Annotated in this window: 11 protein-coding genes; 2 read left to right on the plus strand and 9 right to left on the minus strand. The window is 39.6% G+C overall.

Translation table 11 applies throughout. From position 1 onward, the window contains the following. Positions 1-153 precede the first annotated feature (153 nt). The 9 genes from FPQ13_RS09265 to FPQ13_RS09305 form a co-directional block, all read right to left on the minus strand. Positions 154-705 (minus strand): guanylate kinase, encoded by a 552-nt coding sequence (locus FPQ13_RS09265; protein ID WP_186279631.1) that lies wholly within the window; start codon positions 703-705, stop codon positions 154-156. An 83-nt stretch (positions 706-788) separates the two neighbouring features. After that, positions 789-1,115 (minus strand): hypothetical protein, encoded by a 327-nt coding sequence (locus FPQ13_RS13505; protein WP_186279632.1) that lies wholly within the window; start codon positions 1,113-1,115, stop codon positions 789-791. Between the two features lie 66 nt (positions 1,116-1,181). Continuing rightward, a complete protein-coding gene (gene icmF / locus FPQ13_RS09275) occupies positions 1,182-4,412 on the minus strand; it encodes a fused isobutyryl-CoA mutase/GTPase IcmF (protein WP_144089062.1) in 3,231 nt (1,076 codons plus the stop codon). A 19-nt stretch (positions 4,413-4,431) separates the two neighbouring features. Next, positions 4,432-5,049, minus strand: coding sequence for a TetR/AcrR family transcriptional regulator (locus tag FPQ13_RS09280; RefSeq protein ID WP_144089063.1), 618 nt, complete (start codon positions 5,047-5,049; stop codon positions 4,432-4,434). A gap of 5 nt (positions 5,050-5,054) precedes the next feature. Beyond that, positions 5,055-5,996, minus strand: coding sequence for a methylmalonyl Co-A mutase-associated GTPase MeaB (meaB, locus tag FPQ13_RS09285; RefSeq protein ID WP_144089064.1), 942 nt, complete (start codon positions 5,994-5,996; stop codon positions 5,055-5,057). A 94-nt stretch (positions 5,997-6,090) separates the two neighbouring features. After that, positions 6,091-7,230 carry an acyl-CoA dehydrogenase gene (locus FPQ13_RS09290; RefSeq protein WP_144089065.1) on the minus strand — a complete coding sequence of 380 codons (1,140 nt, stop codon included), beginning with the start codon at positions 7,228-7,230 and terminating at the stop codon, positions 6,091-6,093. 250 nt (positions 7,231-7,480) lie between these two features. Beyond that, positions 7,481-8,617 carry an acyl-CoA dehydrogenase gene (locus FPQ13_RS09295; protein ID WP_144089066.1) on the minus strand — a complete coding sequence of 379 codons (1,137 nt, stop codon included), beginning with the start codon at positions 8,615-8,617 and terminating at the stop codon, positions 7,481-7,483. Positions 8,618-8,665: 48 nt separating this feature from the next. Then, complete coding sequence (locus tag FPQ13_RS09300; protein WP_144089067.1) at positions 8,666-9,517, minus strand: 3-hydroxybutyryl-CoA dehydrogenase; 852 nt, start codon at positions 9,515-9,517, stop codon at positions 8,666-8,668. Between the two features lie 31 nt (positions 9,518-9,548). After that, on the minus strand, positions 9,549-10,733 hold the full coding sequence (locus tag FPQ13_RS09305) for an acetyl-CoA C-acetyltransferase (RefSeq protein ID WP_144089068.1): 1,185 nt from the start codon (positions 10,731-10,733) through the stop codon (positions 9,549-9,551). A gap of 295 nt (positions 10,734-11,028) precedes the next feature. Here FPQ13_RS09305 and FPQ13_RS09310 point away from each other — a divergent pair, with 295 nt between their 5' ends. Further along, entirely contained in the window at positions 11,029-11,910 is an 882-nt protein-coding gene (locus tag FPQ13_RS09310) for an ABC transporter ATP-binding protein (protein WP_144089069.1), read from the plus strand. Positions 11,911-11,912: 2 nt separating this feature from the next. After that, complete coding sequence (locus FPQ13_RS09315) at positions 11,913-14,426, plus strand: ABC transporter permease subunit (RefSeq protein WP_186279633.1); 2,514 nt, start codon at positions 11,913-11,915, stop codon at positions 14,424-14,426. Positions 14,427-15,415: the final 989 nt, after the last annotated feature.

Here is a 15,415-nt window from a genome sequence, read left to right on the forward strand (position 1 = left end):
TTGAACGGTTGGCGCGTCCATTTGAACGGTTAGCACGTCCATTTGAACGGTTAGCACGTCCATTTGAGCGGTTGGCGCGCTCGTTTGAACGGTTAGCACGTCCATTTGAACGGTCAGCAAATTGATGATAGCAACATCAATAAAAGCCTCCCTTCACCGGTTGGCTTTTTCTTTTTGTTTCGCTGTAAGTTGTAGAATCGATTGAACACTTTCATCTAAATCTTTATTTTCTATAATTAAATCCACTTGATCCGGCATGCCAAATTCGTTCTTTTTCTTAGCTTCTTCTAATCGGCTTTGAATCTCTTCATCCGTACTTCCCCGTCGTTTCAATCGTTCTACTAACAGTTCTTTTGTTAACCGAATGAAAACAACTTTCGTATATTTAGGATATTTTCTCTGCATTGCTCTGGCACCATTCATATCCATACAGATCACCAATTGATCGTGCTGCGTTAGCTTTGTATCGACTTCTATAATGGTTAATCCATAATGATTACCCGCATACTCACTTTCTTCAACTTTATCGAGCCTTTGGAATTCCTCTTTTGAAACAAAATGATAGTCGTGATGATTCACTTCTCCCTTTCGCATTGAGCGAGTGGTCGTCGTGATCAGTCTTTTGAAGCCATGCGTTTCCAGTCGATGTGCAATCGTTGTTTTTCCTGAGCCGCTTCCTCCGACGATAACGATAATTGTCTTCATTTCAATCGCTCCTTTGAAGTAAATTCTACACGAAAACGTTGTGCGTATGTAATTTAAATGTTCATTTTTATTTGGTAACGTATTTACGACCACCTTATGCATGGTGACATGTACGATAAATCGTAATGTTGGCTGTATTTCTTCCGGGTTATTCTGTTGGCCTTCAGCGTTAATTCGCGAGCCTTCAGGGTTAATGCGGAGAGCTTCAGGGTTAATTCGCAGGCCTTCAGCGTTAATCTGCGGACCTTCAGCGTTAATTCGCAGGCCTTCAGGGTTAATCTGTGCTCCTTCAGGGTTAATTCGTTTTCCTTCAGTGTTAATTCACTATCCTTCAGGGTTGATTCGAACTTCTTCAGGGTTGATTCGAACTTCTTCAGTGTTCCCCCACACTCCTGCAGCGTTGACCACAAAACTGACTTCCACAATCTACGCAAAAAACCGAACGAGACAGATTAGCCTCGTTCGGATTTGTGTTACTACATATTTCTTCTGTATTGTCCGCCGACTTCGTATAGTGCATGGGTGATTTGTCCAAGGCTTGCGACTTTCACGGTTTCCATTAGCTCTTCGAAGATGTTTCCGTTTGAAGCGGCTACTTTCTTCAAGCGTTCCAAAGCTTCTTTTGCTTCTGCTTCGTTCGCTTTTTGGAAGTCACGTAGATTCTTGATTTGTTGTTCTTTTTCTTCTTGCGTTGCACGGGCAACTTCCATTGAGTTAATTTCGTCCTCTGATTGAGGGTTTGGATTTAGATACGTGTTCACCCCGATGATCGGAAGCTCTCCAGAGTGTTTCATGCTTTCGTAATAAAGCGACTCTTCTTGAATTTTTCCGCGCTGGTATTGACGTTCCATTGCTCCTAACACGCCTCCACGGTCGTTGATTCGCTCAAACTCTTGTAAAACAGCGTCCTCAACTAGTTCCGTTAGCTCTTCAACGATGAACGATCCTTGAATGGAGTTTTCGTTTTTAGTCAGGCCGAACTCTTTATTGATGATCATTTGAATAGCCATCGCACGGCGAACGGATTCCTCCGTTGGTGTCGTGATCGCTTCATCATAGGCATTCGTATGCAAGGAGTTCGTATTGTCTTGAATGGCCAATAAAGCTTGAAGCGTCGTCCGGATATCGTTAAAAGCAATTTCTTGCGCGTGTAACGAACGGCCGGATGTTTGGATATGGTATTTCAGCTTTTGACTTCGGTCATTTGCGCCGTATTTTTCTCGCATCGCAATCGCCCAGATTCGACGTGCAACACGTCCGATGACAGTATACTCTGGGTCGAGCCCGTTCGAGAAGAAGAACGATAAGTTTGGTGCAAATTTATTAATATCCATCCCACGGCTTAAATAGTATTCAACATACGTAAATCCGTTTGCAAGCGTGAATGCCAGCTGACTGATTGGGTTCGATCCCGCTTCAGCGATATGATAACCAGAAATCGAAACAGAATAATAGTTACGAACTTCGTTATTGATAAAGTATTCTTGAATGTCACCCATTAAGCGCAAGGCAAATTCTGTTGAGAAGATACATGTGTTTTGTCCTTGGTCTTCTTTCAAAATATCTGCTTGAACAGTACCACGCACGACGGAGATCGTTTCCTTCTTAATTTGCTCGCGCTCTTCGTCGTTCGGTTCACGACCATTTTCTTCTATAAATTTATCAATTTGCTGGTCAATTGCCGCATTGAAATAAAACGCTAGAATAATCGGTGCCGGCCCATTAATCGTCATGGATACAGAAGTCATCGGGTGCGTTAAATCAAACCCATCATACAACTTTTTAATATCTTCGACTGTACAAATGTTAACGCCTGATTCCCCAACTTTTCCGTAAATGTCCGGGCGTTCGTCTGGGTCTTCGCCGTACAATGTAACGGAGTCAAAGGCTGTACTGAGTCGCTTGGCTTCCTCATTTTTCGATAAGTAATGAAAACGACGGTTTGTTCGCTCTGGTGTACCTTCTCCAGCAAATTGACGGGTTGGATCCTCGCCTTTTCGTTTAAACGGGAAAACACCTGCCGTATAAGGGAATGAACCTGGTACGTTTTCTGTCATCAACCAGTATAGACGGTCTCCCCAATCGCTGTACTTCGGAAGAGAAACTTTAGGAATCTTCAACCCAGAGATTGATTCTGTATTCAAATCGACAGTGAATTCCTTGTCACGTACCTTATATGTCAACTGATCTTGTTGATATTGTTTCTTAAGCTCATCAAAGTTTTCGAGTTGCTCTAAATTGTCACGATCGATTTGTTTTTCGTATGTTTCGATCAACTCATCAATCTCTTTCACTTCTGCATCGTTCATTGCTTCTTTAGCGCCTTTTAGTTGATACAACTTGCGCGCAGCTTCACTTTGCTTTTCGGCATCTTTTTTATAATTTTGCACCGTGTCTACAATATCTCGCAAATATTGACGACGTTCTGGTGGAATAATTAAATTTTCTTTTTCGACAATTTTAATTTTCGTATCAAACGGTACTTCTACATCCCAATTATAGCGTTCATTCAACGTTTCGATGATGGAAGCGAATAGCGTATTTGTGCCTCGGTCATTGAACTGACTCGCAATTGTTCCAAATACCGGGAAAGTTTCAGGGTCTTGGTGAAACAGCATCCGGCTTCGTTCGTACTGCTTGCGAACTTGACGGAAAGCATCTTCTGAACCTTTTTGTTCGAATTTATTAATGACGATAAAGTCAGCAAAGTCGATCATATCAATTTTTTCAAGCTGTGTAGGTGCACCGAATTCCGCTGTCATCACGTACATGGAAAGGTCGGTGATTTCAGTAATTTCTGCATCCCCTTGACCGATACCACTCGTTTCAATAATAATGAAGTCAAAATCAGCCGCTTTTACGACTTGAATCGCTTCTTGAATCGACTTGGACAGCTCACTTTTCGAATCTCTCGTTGCTAGTGAGCGCATGTAAACACGCGGCGTAAAAATGGCGTTCATACGAATTCGGTCCCCGAGTAACGCACCACCGGTTTTCTTCTTCGTTGGGTCGACAGATAAAATTGCGACTTTCTTATCCGGCACTTCGTTAATGAATCGGCGAATTAATTCATCCGTCAATGAACTTTTACCAGCACCACCCGTTCCTGTAATCCCTAAAACAGGTACATTATCATTATTCGTTGATAGCTTACGAATGATATCTTCACTCGCGACATCTTCATTTTCCACATGACTAATTAAACGGGCAACTGCTTGATAGTCGCCTTTTTTAACAGCTTCAACGTCCTTATCAATATCCATCGGTGTCGGGTGATCACATTCCTCAAGCATATTGTTGATCATCCCTTGAAGACCAACTTCACGCCCATCATCCGGTGAAAAAATTCGTGCGACACCGTATTCGTGCAGCTCTTTAATCTCACGAGGTAAAATAACCCCGCCGCCTCCACCGTATACTCGAATGTGACCGGCACCTTTTTCGTTCAATAAATCAACCATATATTTGAAGTATTCAACGTGACCGCCTTGATAAGAAGAGATTGCAATGCCTTGAACATCTTCTTGAATCGCTGCATTCACGACATCTTCAACCGAACGGTTATGCCCTAAGTGGATGACTTCCGCACCGCTCGCCTGCAAAATTCTTCTCATTATATTGATAGAAGCGTCATGCCCATCAAATAAACTGGATGCCGTAACAAAACGGACGTCATGTTTTACATGATACGGTTTCGTTTGTTGCATGATTCATTCCTCCCTCATATTAACTCGCTTGAAAAGCCAATTGGCTCTTCAGTAATTGAAACTGCATTTCCATATATTCTTGAAGCGTAAATTCTTTTTGAATTAACCATCTACGAAAGCCCCACATTTGCCCTTGTACATATACATTATTGGCGACCAACTTCACATTTTTTTCATCTAATACATTGGCATAGCTATTGCTGATCACTCGCTCGAGAATCCCAACCATTTCACGTTCTTTTTGCATGACATATTCTTGCTCTTCTTTTGGAAGGGCTTTCAATTCTTGGTATAAAATCAATACTTCATCTTGCATTTCATCCATGATTTGAAAATACGCGAACACTGCTTGCCTGAGGGCTTCTTCTGAAGTGGAGTTTCGATCAATGACATTTTCCATTCGTGTCTTGACTTCATCATGTACGGCATCGCAGACTAAAAATAAAACGTCTTCTTTTTTCCGAATATATTCATATAATGTTCCGATGCTGAAACCTGCCGCTTTGGCGATTTCCCGGGTCGTCGCCCGGTGAAATCCCTTTTGTTTAAATAATTGGACAGCACCTTTTTGTAACTGGTTTAATCGTTTCTTAACCAGCGCTTCATCTTTCGTTGATGAAGTGATCCGGTGATCCATCCAGTTCACCCTCTCTTTTTCTCTTTCCACTCTTTGTACCAGGCTTCGGCCAACGCGTATGAGTTATCCTCAGTTTGAAGCGTCTGCTGCTTTGATTCATCTGTTTCAATAAAGCTTTCAACATCTTTCCAAATAGCTTCCTGGATTAATTCGTAAACTTCATGACGCAGCTTGTTCGCACGTCTTTTCTTTCCAAGATCCGTATCTTCTAGGAATTGTTGATGATTTTCTATCGCTTCAAACCATTTATCGAAGCCAAAGTTTTCAACGACACTCGTTTCAACAATTTCCGGCTCAAATGCACGATTTTCGCTGGAAAGATGGATGAGGTCCTTAAGCTGACGTTTTAATTTTTTTACTCCAGGAATATCGGCTTTATTTAAAATAAATAAATCAGCAATTTCCATAATGCCTGCTTTGAACACTTGTAATACGTCGCCGCTATTCGGAGTTAGGACAACAGACGTCGTATCGGCAACTTTCATAATATCGAGCTCTGACTGACCAACACCGACTGTTTCAATTAAAATATAATCGAATCCATAGGCATCACATGCACGGATGGCGTCTTTTGTCGCACGCGCCAATCCGCCAAGACTCCCACGGGTAGCCATACTTCGAATGAAAATGTTTTCATCAGAAAAGTGTTGTGTCATTCGAACTCGGTCACCAAGTAGCGCTCCTCCACTAAATGGACTCGTCGGATCGACCGCGATGACAGCAACCGTGAAGCCTTTTTCGCGTAATAATGTGAGAAATCGATCGACCAATGAGCTTTTTCCTGCACCCGGTGAACCGGTAATCCCGATATAATGCGACTTTTTATCGCTCCGACTAATCAAATCCATTAGTTTCAGCTTTTCTGGATGGTCGTTTTCAATCATCGTAATGGCACGCGCAAGCGCTCGCTGGTTCCCTTGTTGAATTCTTTTTACGAGTTCTTCCATGTGGATCTCCTTCCAGAGATACTTACTAAATCCCAAAAATTCTGAAAATATTTGGTAAAGCGGTACTCAGTTTCGTACCGCTTTGTATAGAAACTTATTTTGTCACCATACGTCCTACGACTAGACGCTGGATTTCCTGTGTTCCTTCGTAAATCTGTGTAATTTTCGCATCACGCATATATCGTTCGACTGGATAATCTTTCGTATAACCATACCCACCAAATACTTGAACCGCTTCTACAGTTACACGCATCGCCGTGTCACCAGCAAATAGTTTCGCCATCGCGGATTCTTTTTGGTAAGGCAAACCTTCTGACTCATTGTAAGCCGCTTGGTACGTCAAGAGACGAGACGCTTCAACTTCTGTCGCCATATCTGCTAGTTTGAAAGAAATACCCTGGTTTTTAGCAATTGGCTTACCGAACTGTTCACGCTCTTTTGCGTAATTTGTCGCAGCGTCAAGTGCACCTTGTGCAATACCGACAGCTTGAGCGGCAATTCCGTTACGACCGCCATCGAGTGTCGTCATTGCAATTTTGAATCCGTCGCCTTCTTCACCGAGCATATTTTCTTTCGGGATGCGGCAATTTTCGAAGATCAATTCAGTTGTAGGGGATGAACGAATCCCTAGTTTTTTCTCTTTCTTACCGAATAAAAAGCCTTCTGTTCCTTTTTCTACGACAAAAGCCGAGATGCCTTTGTGCTTCGCATCTTGGTCCGTCTTCGCAAATACGACATACAAGTCAGCGACTTCACCGTTTGTGATCCAAACTTTGTTTCCGTTTAAGATGTAATCATCGCCATCTTTTTTCGCTGTCGTACGCATGGAAGCAACGTCACTTCCTGCACCTGGCTCAGAAAGGGCATAAGCACCTAATGCTTCACCGGTCGCTAAACGTTGAAGGAAGTTTTGTTTTTGTTCTTCATTTCCGTATTTATAGATCGGCCAGCTCGCCAAGGAAATATGAGCGGATAATGTAACACCGATTGATGCATCTACACGGGACAACTCTTCGACAGCAATCGCATAGCTGACAAAGTCTGCGCCAATTCCACCATATTCTTCAGGCCAAGGAATACCCGTTAGGCCAAGCTCAGCCATTTGATCAAAAATTTCTCTGTCGAAACGTTCTTCTTCATCACGTTCCGCTGCTGTTGGTTCGACATCTTTTGTCGCAAAGTCACGAACCATTTTTCGTAACATTTGTTGTTCTTCTGTTAGTTGAAAATTCATATATAGTCCTCCTATAAACTGTGAATTAACTTATCGTTACCGCTACAGAAATACACTACGCTTTCCGCGGGCTCGCGATCAGCCTCCTCGTTCGCAAAGAACGCTCACTGCGGGGTCTGTTCGTCTTCGCTTTCCCGCAGGAGTCTACGTGTATTTCTTTCGCTGGTTTTGCGTTCATCTATTCTTTTAAAAGTATTGGGCTCTCATTACCAAAGTGACCGCATCTTCTCTTGAAAACCAACCCACAATCCTACTTCAACAACTGCCTACTAATGACAACATTTTGTATCTCGTTTGTTCCTTCATAAATTTGTGTGATTTTCGCATCGCGGAAGTATCGCTCAACTGGGTAATCTTCTGTGTAGCCGTAACCTCCGAATACTTGAACCGCTTCAATTGCTGTATTGACTGCTGTTGTAGAAGCGAATTTTTTCGCCATCGATGCTTCCTTGCTCGTATCTAGGCCTGCTTGGTATTTGGATGCAGCGTTATAGACTAATAGTTTCGCTCCTTCGACAGCTGTCGCCATGTCTGCAAGCTTAAATGAGATTCCTTGGTTTTTAGCAATCGGTTTGCCAAATTGTTCGCGTTCTTTTGCATAGTCGGCTGCCGCTTCGAGTGCCGCTTCAGCGATACCGAGCGCTTGTGCCGCAATGCCGATACGACCGATATTCAAGTTAGCTAAGGCAATCTTAAAGCCTTCTCCTTCTTCTCCAAGACGCTGGCTTGCTGGTACTTTCATATTGTCAAAATTTAATGACACCGTGCTAGAGCCGTGTAGACCCATTTTCTTTTCGGATTTACCGATCTCAAGTCCTGGCGTATCTTTTTCGACGATAAAAGCTGTAACCCCTTTGTTGCCTTGCTCTGGGTCCGTACTGGCAAAAACGATAAATGTATTAGCGTATTCACCGTTTGTAATGAACACTTTCGAACCATTAATGATATAGTCGTCGCCGTCTTTTTTTGCTTTCGTTTTCAAAGAACCAGCGTCACTACCTGCTCCTGGCTCTGTTAAACAAAAGGCTCCAAGATACTCACCGCTCGCTAGCTTTGGTACGTATTTTTCAAATTGCTCTTTTGTTCCAAATTTCAATATCGGAAAAGTTCCGACGGATGTGTGAACGGATAAAATGACACCTAGTGTGGCACTCACTTTGGAAAGCTCGTTAATGGCGATGATATAAGATGTGTAATCCATACCTGCCCCGCCTTGTTCCTCGCTGACAGGGATTCCCATCAATCCAAGCTCTCCCATCCGTTTAATAATCTCTGATGGAAATTCTTCATTCTCCATTGACTCAACTTTTGGAGCAACTTCTTTCTGGGCGAAGTCACGGACCATTTTGCGCATCATTTCTTGTTCGTCTGTAAATCGCAAATCCATCCTACGCCCTCCTTTCTAGTAAATTCTTGTTAGTTATCGTTTCATAGATTACTCGTAAACGTAAAATCCTCGACCGGATTTCTTCCCTAGCCATCCTGCATTTACATACTTACGCAGTAATGGACATGGTCGGTATTTGCTGTCGCCAAAGCCTTCATGCAAGACTTCCATAATATAAAGGCACGTATCCAACCCGATAAAGTCCGCCAACTGTAAAGGACCCATCGGATGATTCATACCGAGCTTCATCACTTCATCAATCGCTTCAGGCTCTGCTACACCTTCAAAAACCGCATAAACCGCTTCGTTGATCATCGGCATCAACACCCGGTTGGCCGCAAATCCAGGATAATCATTCACTTCGACCGCTGTTTTATTAAGTTTTTCTGCTGTTTCAGCAATGGTTTGATACGTTTCATCAGAAGTTTGGATTGCTCGAATCACTTCAACGAGCTTCATAACCGGTACAGGGTTCATGAAGTGCATACCAATCACTTGCTCAGGACGTTCCGTAACGGCTGCAATGTCCGTAATCGGAAGTGACGATGTATTGGATGCTAAAATCGCGTGTTTCGGTGTAATTTGATCAAGCTGTTGAAAGACTTTCGTTTTGACGTCCATATTTTCAACGACTGCCTCAATGACTAAATCACAATCATTTGCCTCATTCAACGAGGTTGTCGTTTCGAGATTGTTCAATGTGTTCGTCTTGTCCGCTTCGTCCATACGACCTTTTTCCACATTTCTTGAAAGATGCTTTTCAATTGTTGCAAGACCTTTTTGTAAACTTTCTTCTGCAATGTCATTTAGTTTCACCTGGAAGCCAGACTGAGCGAATACTTGGGCAATTCCTGCACCCATTTGTCCGGCTCCGATGACCATTACTTTTTCGACTGCCATCTATATAACCTCCTGTCGTGAAAAGTTTCGTTTATTGTTTTGGTACTTCGATTAACACAGCATCACCTTGGCCGCCACCTGAACAAATTGCAGCGATGCCAAGTCCGCCACCACGGCGTTTCAATTCATAAGCTAATGTCAAAATAATTCGTGCACCACTCGCACCGATCGGGTGACCAAGCGCAACGGCTCCACCGTTCACGTTCACTTTTTCTGGGTCAAGGCCTGCGATTTCACCACTAGCCAAGCTGACCGCTGCAAACGCTTCGTTCACTTCGAATAAATCAATATCATCAATTTTATAGCCTGTTTTTTCTAAAAGTTTATTAATGACAAGACCTGGCGTTTCCGGGAAACGATCCGCTTCAACGGCTAATTCTGCATTTCCGAGTACTGTCGCAAGTGGTGTTTTGCCAAGCTCTTCAGCTTTCTTATCAGACATCAACACCATAGCTGCAGCACCGTCATTCACGCCTGGTGCGTTCCCAGCTGTAATCGTTCCGTCCTTGTCAAAAGCAGGGCGCAATTTAGCTAATGCTTCTTTTGAAGTTTCACGAGGCGCCTCGTCCGTATCAACAGTAATCGGATCTTTTTTCCGCTGAGGTACTTCTACAGGTACGATTTCTTCAGCGAGTTTGCCCTCTTCAATTGCTTTTAGCGCACGCTCATGACTTTTCGCAGACCATTCGTCTTGCGCTTCACGAGTTAATTTGAATTTTTCCGCTGTACGGTTGCCGTAAGTTCCCATGTGGACATTTTCAAACGAGCAAGTAAGTCCATCATGGACCATGCTGTCGACAACTTTTTTGTCACCCATACGTAGTCCCCACCGAGCCTCCGGCAAAACATATGGCGCATTGCTCATCGATTCCATTCCACCAGCAACGATGACTTCTTCTTCACCTGAACGGATTAACAGATCGCCGAGTGTCACACTGCGAAGACCTGATGCACATACTTTATTAATTGTCTCCGTTTTCGTTTCCCAAGGAAGTCCTGCTTCGCGCATAGCCTGTCTGGATGGAAGCTGTCCTTGCCCACCTTGCAAGACATTTCCGATAATGACTTCTTGCACGTCTTTTCCTTCGATCTCAGCACGCTTGACCGCTTCTTTAATAGCGATTCCACCAAGTTGTGCCGCTGTTAACGGTGCAAGAGCTCCACCAAACTTACCGAATGGCGTACGAGCGCCAGCTAAAATAACTGTTTTTGTCATGAAAATTCCTCCCCTTTTTGGTTTCTCATTTCAAATATGTTGACTGAATATTTTATCTTGTAAACGTTATCATCCATTATAACATACTTTCGACTGAACGCTCGCTCAATTTGGAATTTTTGTGAAGGAATTAAGTAGATATACTTTTTTTACACCCTTTTTGGGCATTAATAGCTACTCTTCAAAAAACAACCAAAAGTTTTAAAAGAAAAAAGGAAATATCAATTATTTATAGAAGTAATATACTATGAAATTAATGTTATATTGAACATTATTTAGAAATGAGGTTAAAACAGTGATTTTAGATGTACAGAACGTTCATAAGTCCTACGGAAAGGAAAAAATATTAAAAAATCTTTCTTTTGCTATTGAAGAGCCAAAAATGGTCGCTCTAGTAGGACCAAATGGGTCAGGTAAAACCACTCTTCTTAATATAATTACTGACCTAGTGAATGCTGATTCAGGTGTGATTAAGATAATGAATTTAAGTAATAAAAAACCCGAAATATTTAAAGAGACTTCATATATGCAAGATAATTCAGTCCTTTATGATTATTTGACAGGCTATGATCACTTACAATTCATCGGAGATATTCAGGGGTTATCAAAGCAACAAATATTTTTGGCAGCTGAACGTATAGGTATGGAAGGCTATCTCTTTAAAAAAGTTAGTAAGTATTCTTTAGGGATGAAACAACACTTATTATTGACAATGGCTATATTAAATGATCCAAAATTGCTTATCTTAGATGAACCATTAAACGGTTTAGATCCATCTAGTGCTATTAGAATACGGAACATTCTTTGGGAACTCTATAATGAAGGTAAAACAATTTTGCTATCTTCTCATAACCTTTCTGAAGTGGATCGTTTAACATCACATATTTTGTTCTTGAAAGAAGGCCATCTAATTGCTGAGGATTTATCTCTTAATCAAAGAACACTTTATGAAATAACTGTTAATGACCCACGGGCAGCTGAAAAGTATTTAGAAAATCATAATGTGGGGGTTAAACATATGGGAAATAACCAAATAGCTGTATTTATGCATGGGGATACTCTCCAAAATGTTTTGCAATCATTATTAGATAACAAGATAAAAGTACTCGATTTGAACAAGAAAGTTACGGGCTCTGAAGATCGTTATCAAATGGTTTTTGAACAAAAGGATGTTTAATGATGAACCTGCTAAAATTTGAGATCAAAAAGATTTGGAGACAGAAAAAGATATTTTGGTTACTACTTATTTTGATTTTATTTATGAGTTTCCAATATTACCAAAATACATTACACCAAGATAGTTTTATAGATCGTTTATACGAGTCAACTGAACCGTTAAAGGCCAACGTAACTGAAATTGAAAGGGAATTAGATGAAAAAAGAGTAAATAACCAGTTAAATGAGTTAGAAAAACAACAATCTGTATATATTAAAGATATGAAGGCTGCCCTTCAACATTGGAGAAGTGCCATTTATTCAGAAGAGTTACATAACCTCCCTCAGCTAGAGCATGAATTTCTAAAAAGCTTGCAAAATTACTTGAATAAAGATGGTGAGTTTGAAGCTTTAACTGGACTTAATCTAGAATATGTAATCCTAAAAAATACCTGGATGATTGATCATAATTTATCTATTGAAGATGAGGACTATCCCATCTCACCACATTTATTTATGTTAGAGACAGGAGATTTATTATTTGGTGTTCTTGGAATCATCCTGTTATTGCTTATTTTCGGGAATATATTATCCATTGAAAGGGAACAACAAACGTGGTTTACATTGAAAACTCAACCAATTAAAAAATCCAGCATTATACTGTCTAAATATTTTACATTAATAAGTATGTTGTTTCTTTATGTAGTTGTGGTTGTGTTTATCGGAATGTTATTGCCTATTATACTAAATGATCACCATTTACTTTTAAACTATCCTCAAATCATATTCTCTGAAAACAAAATTAGGATTATTTCTTCGTTAACATATTTTTTATTTAAATCACTATTGTTCTTTGGAGCTGGAATTATATCATTTAGCCTATTATTACTGATTAGTATGGTTTTCAAGAAATCGTTTAGTAGTTTAATAGCAACTTTTTTCGTTTTACTAATTGGCCATTATCTAACTACGATTACAGATTTTTCAGCTCCCATGAATTTGTTTCATCATTATCAACTCGGAGATATTATCATCGAAAATCGAGATATCTGGTATTATCCATTATTTGCAGTTTTATGGGCTATATTAATAGTACTAATAACGCTTTACATCCCAGAAAGACAAGCAGACCTTTTAAACGCCCAGTATCAAAAATCGGTCTTTAATTCAGGTGATACAAATTCAAAAAGAGGAGCACTTATAAATACGGTTATATTTGAATTAAGGAAACTGTTTCGAAAAGGTTATTTTCTGCAAGTAATATCCATTCTTTTTTTGTTAATTGTTATAGGTTATTTTTTTCTTAATCAAGAAGCAGATAAAATAGAGACTGAATACTTTAAACAATTAAACGATGAAGCGGTTGCTATCCAAGAAGAAATGATCCCTATGTATGAAAAAAAATTATTTGAATACGAGGATAGGTATGAGAAAACCAACGATAAAAGTGAACGTGAATATATTAAAAAATACATTGACGGAACAACCCAAGTTATTAATTTATATAAAGAACGTGTAGAAAAAATCGAAAAAGGAGTTAAGGAATATGAACTAGGTAACTGGGAAGCATTTCACGAACTACAACTATTTACAATAAAGTTGGTAAACGGCGATTTTGATGAGTCTTTACATTATATAGAACATAATTTCGATCATCAATTCCAGTATGAAGTAAGTGTCGAAGAAAAGGAATGGTCTATTAAAAATAATATTCAACCTATTTTTCCTGGTGAATTTAGGCCTACAGTCCACGATGACTGGGGAGATAATCCTCAGGGGGAAATCAATCGTGATGCTTGGGAGGAAAGAAATCATAAGGTTAATTCAAGTGGCTTATATACCCTTTATCACTTCTATGAATACTATCTTTATCTAATACCGCTTGGTTTGTTTTTGTTTCTATTAGGTGGTGGATATGCCGCTGAAAGAGGTAAGAAAAATACAATTCATTTTCTTCAAACGCAACCAATCTCTAAAACAACTATTTTTTTAGGAAAAATTTTGTCCTCTTCCTTGATTTTCATCGTAAGTTATATTGGGTTAATGGTTTTACTCCTTTTTCTAGGTACGATTACTGATCGATTCGGGGATTGGAACTTTCCTATACTACACTATGATAGTTTAAGTTCAACGTCTTCAGTAGGTTATACGGGCACTATAACAGATTATGAAAATTATGGATTTCACTTCACACCATTAGGCAACTATTTATTGAAATGTATAGGTCTTCTTTTCATGTTAACCATTTTGGTTATTACTTTATCTGGTTTCATATCAACCTTTATCAAAAACACCTTTGCTGTGATGGTTTTTACAGTTTTAGTACTAGTTAGTGGACATTTTATTAGCATTGAATACCTATCAAAGTGGGCATTTTTATCACCTTTTATATACTTGGATCTGTTTAAAGTTTCAAATGGTACAATGGCAACCTTATTAGATCAAAGCTTAATTAATACTACTATGGGAATCGTAACTTTATTTGTTTCCAGTTGTTTACTGGTTTATTTTAGTTGCATTATATTGAAACGAGATTAGTAACTGATAATTTATTTCCTTTCCCTTAAAGTTACTTCTTTACTAACACAAACTTAACACTTTTTTCTTCCAGTAACTTTTAAATTTCTTATGATGTTTCGGTTGATAATATACTCGTTCAGAAAACTCGATAATTATCTATAAAAATATTTTTATAATTTTCAAATAATTTTTAAAAATTTATTTATAATATAAACCATTTATAGTATAATTGGGAAAATAAAAAGAAAGGAGGTTAAAAACTTTAAGAATAATAAAGTAATAATAATATCAATATTTATGGTTCTGTCAATGCTCTTCATTTCAACTACAGCTTCTGCCTACGCACCTGACAGAATAGAGCGGATGTTCCAAGAGGTTACAAAAAAAGGTGATTATGAGTTTTATGGAACAACTGCTTACCAAAGGTATTACCGAGGATATCTACCTTATTTAGGACTAGGACTATCAGGAAACTTTCATATTTATTCGGGTTATCTTTATAGAGATGACTTACCTTATCCTATTTACTAGATTAAATGATAATTACACCGGTAGCCTATTACACGGATTGTTTTCAAATTTAAAATTCAATAATAAACATATGAGTAACTTAGTCATAATTCAGGAAATAGCCATGGAGAGGCTGGGACAAATCTAAATTATAAACTCAGAAACACGAATGACAATCTAATTTTAGCGTAGGAAATATACGAAGACTTCTGCGGGAGCAAAAGCCTAGGTGAGACCCCGCAGTGCGAAGCACGAGGAGGCTCAACAGCTGCCAGCGATATAGAAGACACTGCGATTTATCGCAGATGTCGCCTTATGCCCTGTGGGTAAAAGCGGAGTATATTTCCGAAGCGAGTTTTTTTCCGCATTACTAAATTAGAATGTTCGTATCTGAGTCAACTTTAAAGATTTTGTCCCAGCTGTAGACGTCAAGTAGATTTTTACACTTTTTGCTCGTATCCTTTTTACACTTCCGCTTGAAAAATGCTTTTCCTGTT

Origin of the sequence: Allobacillus salarius (assembly GCF_007559425.1) — a bacterium.
Taxonomy (GTDB): Bacteria; Bacillota; Bacilli; order Bacillales; family Alkalibacillaceae; genus Allobacillus; species Allobacillus salarius.

What these genes read in the sequence shown, in the direction of transcription:
- FPQ13_RS09315 (WP_186279633.1), top strand. Translation starts at nt 11,913, where the DNA reads ATGAACCTGCTAAAATTTGAGATCAAAAAGATTTGGAGACAGAAAAAG.
- icmF (WP_144089062.1), bottom strand. Translation starts at nt 4,412, where the DNA reads ATGCAACAAACGAAACCGTATCATGTAAAACATGACGTCCGTTTTGTT.
- FPQ13_RS09300 (WP_144089067.1), bottom strand. Translation starts at nt 9,517, where the DNA reads ATGGCAGTCGAAAAAGTAATGGTCATCGGAGCCGGACAAATGGGTGCA.
- FPQ13_RS09290 (WP_144089065.1), bottom strand. Translation starts at nt 7,230, where the DNA reads ATGAATTTTCAACTAACAGAAGAACAACAAATGTTACGAAAAATGGTT.
- FPQ13_RS09305 (WP_144089068.1), bottom strand. Translation starts at nt 10,733, where the DNA reads ATGACAAAAACAGTTATTTTAGCTGGCGCTCGTACGCCATTCGGTAAG.
- FPQ13_RS09295 (WP_144089066.1), bottom strand. Translation starts at nt 8,617, where the DNA reads ATGGATTTGCGATTTACAGACGAACAAGAAATGATGCGCAAAATGGTC.
- FPQ13_RS09280 (WP_144089063.1), bottom strand. Translation starts at nt 5,049, where the DNA reads ATGGATCACCGGATCACTTCATCAACGAAAGATGAAGCGCTGGTTAAG.
- meaB (WP_144089064.1), bottom strand. Translation starts at nt 5,996, where the DNA reads ATGGAAGAACTCGTAAAAAGAATTCAACAAGGGAACCAGCGAGCGCTT.
- FPQ13_RS09265 (WP_186279631.1), bottom strand. Translation starts at nt 705, where the DNA reads ATGAAGACAATTATCGTTATCGTCGGAGGAAGCGGCTCAGGAAAAACA.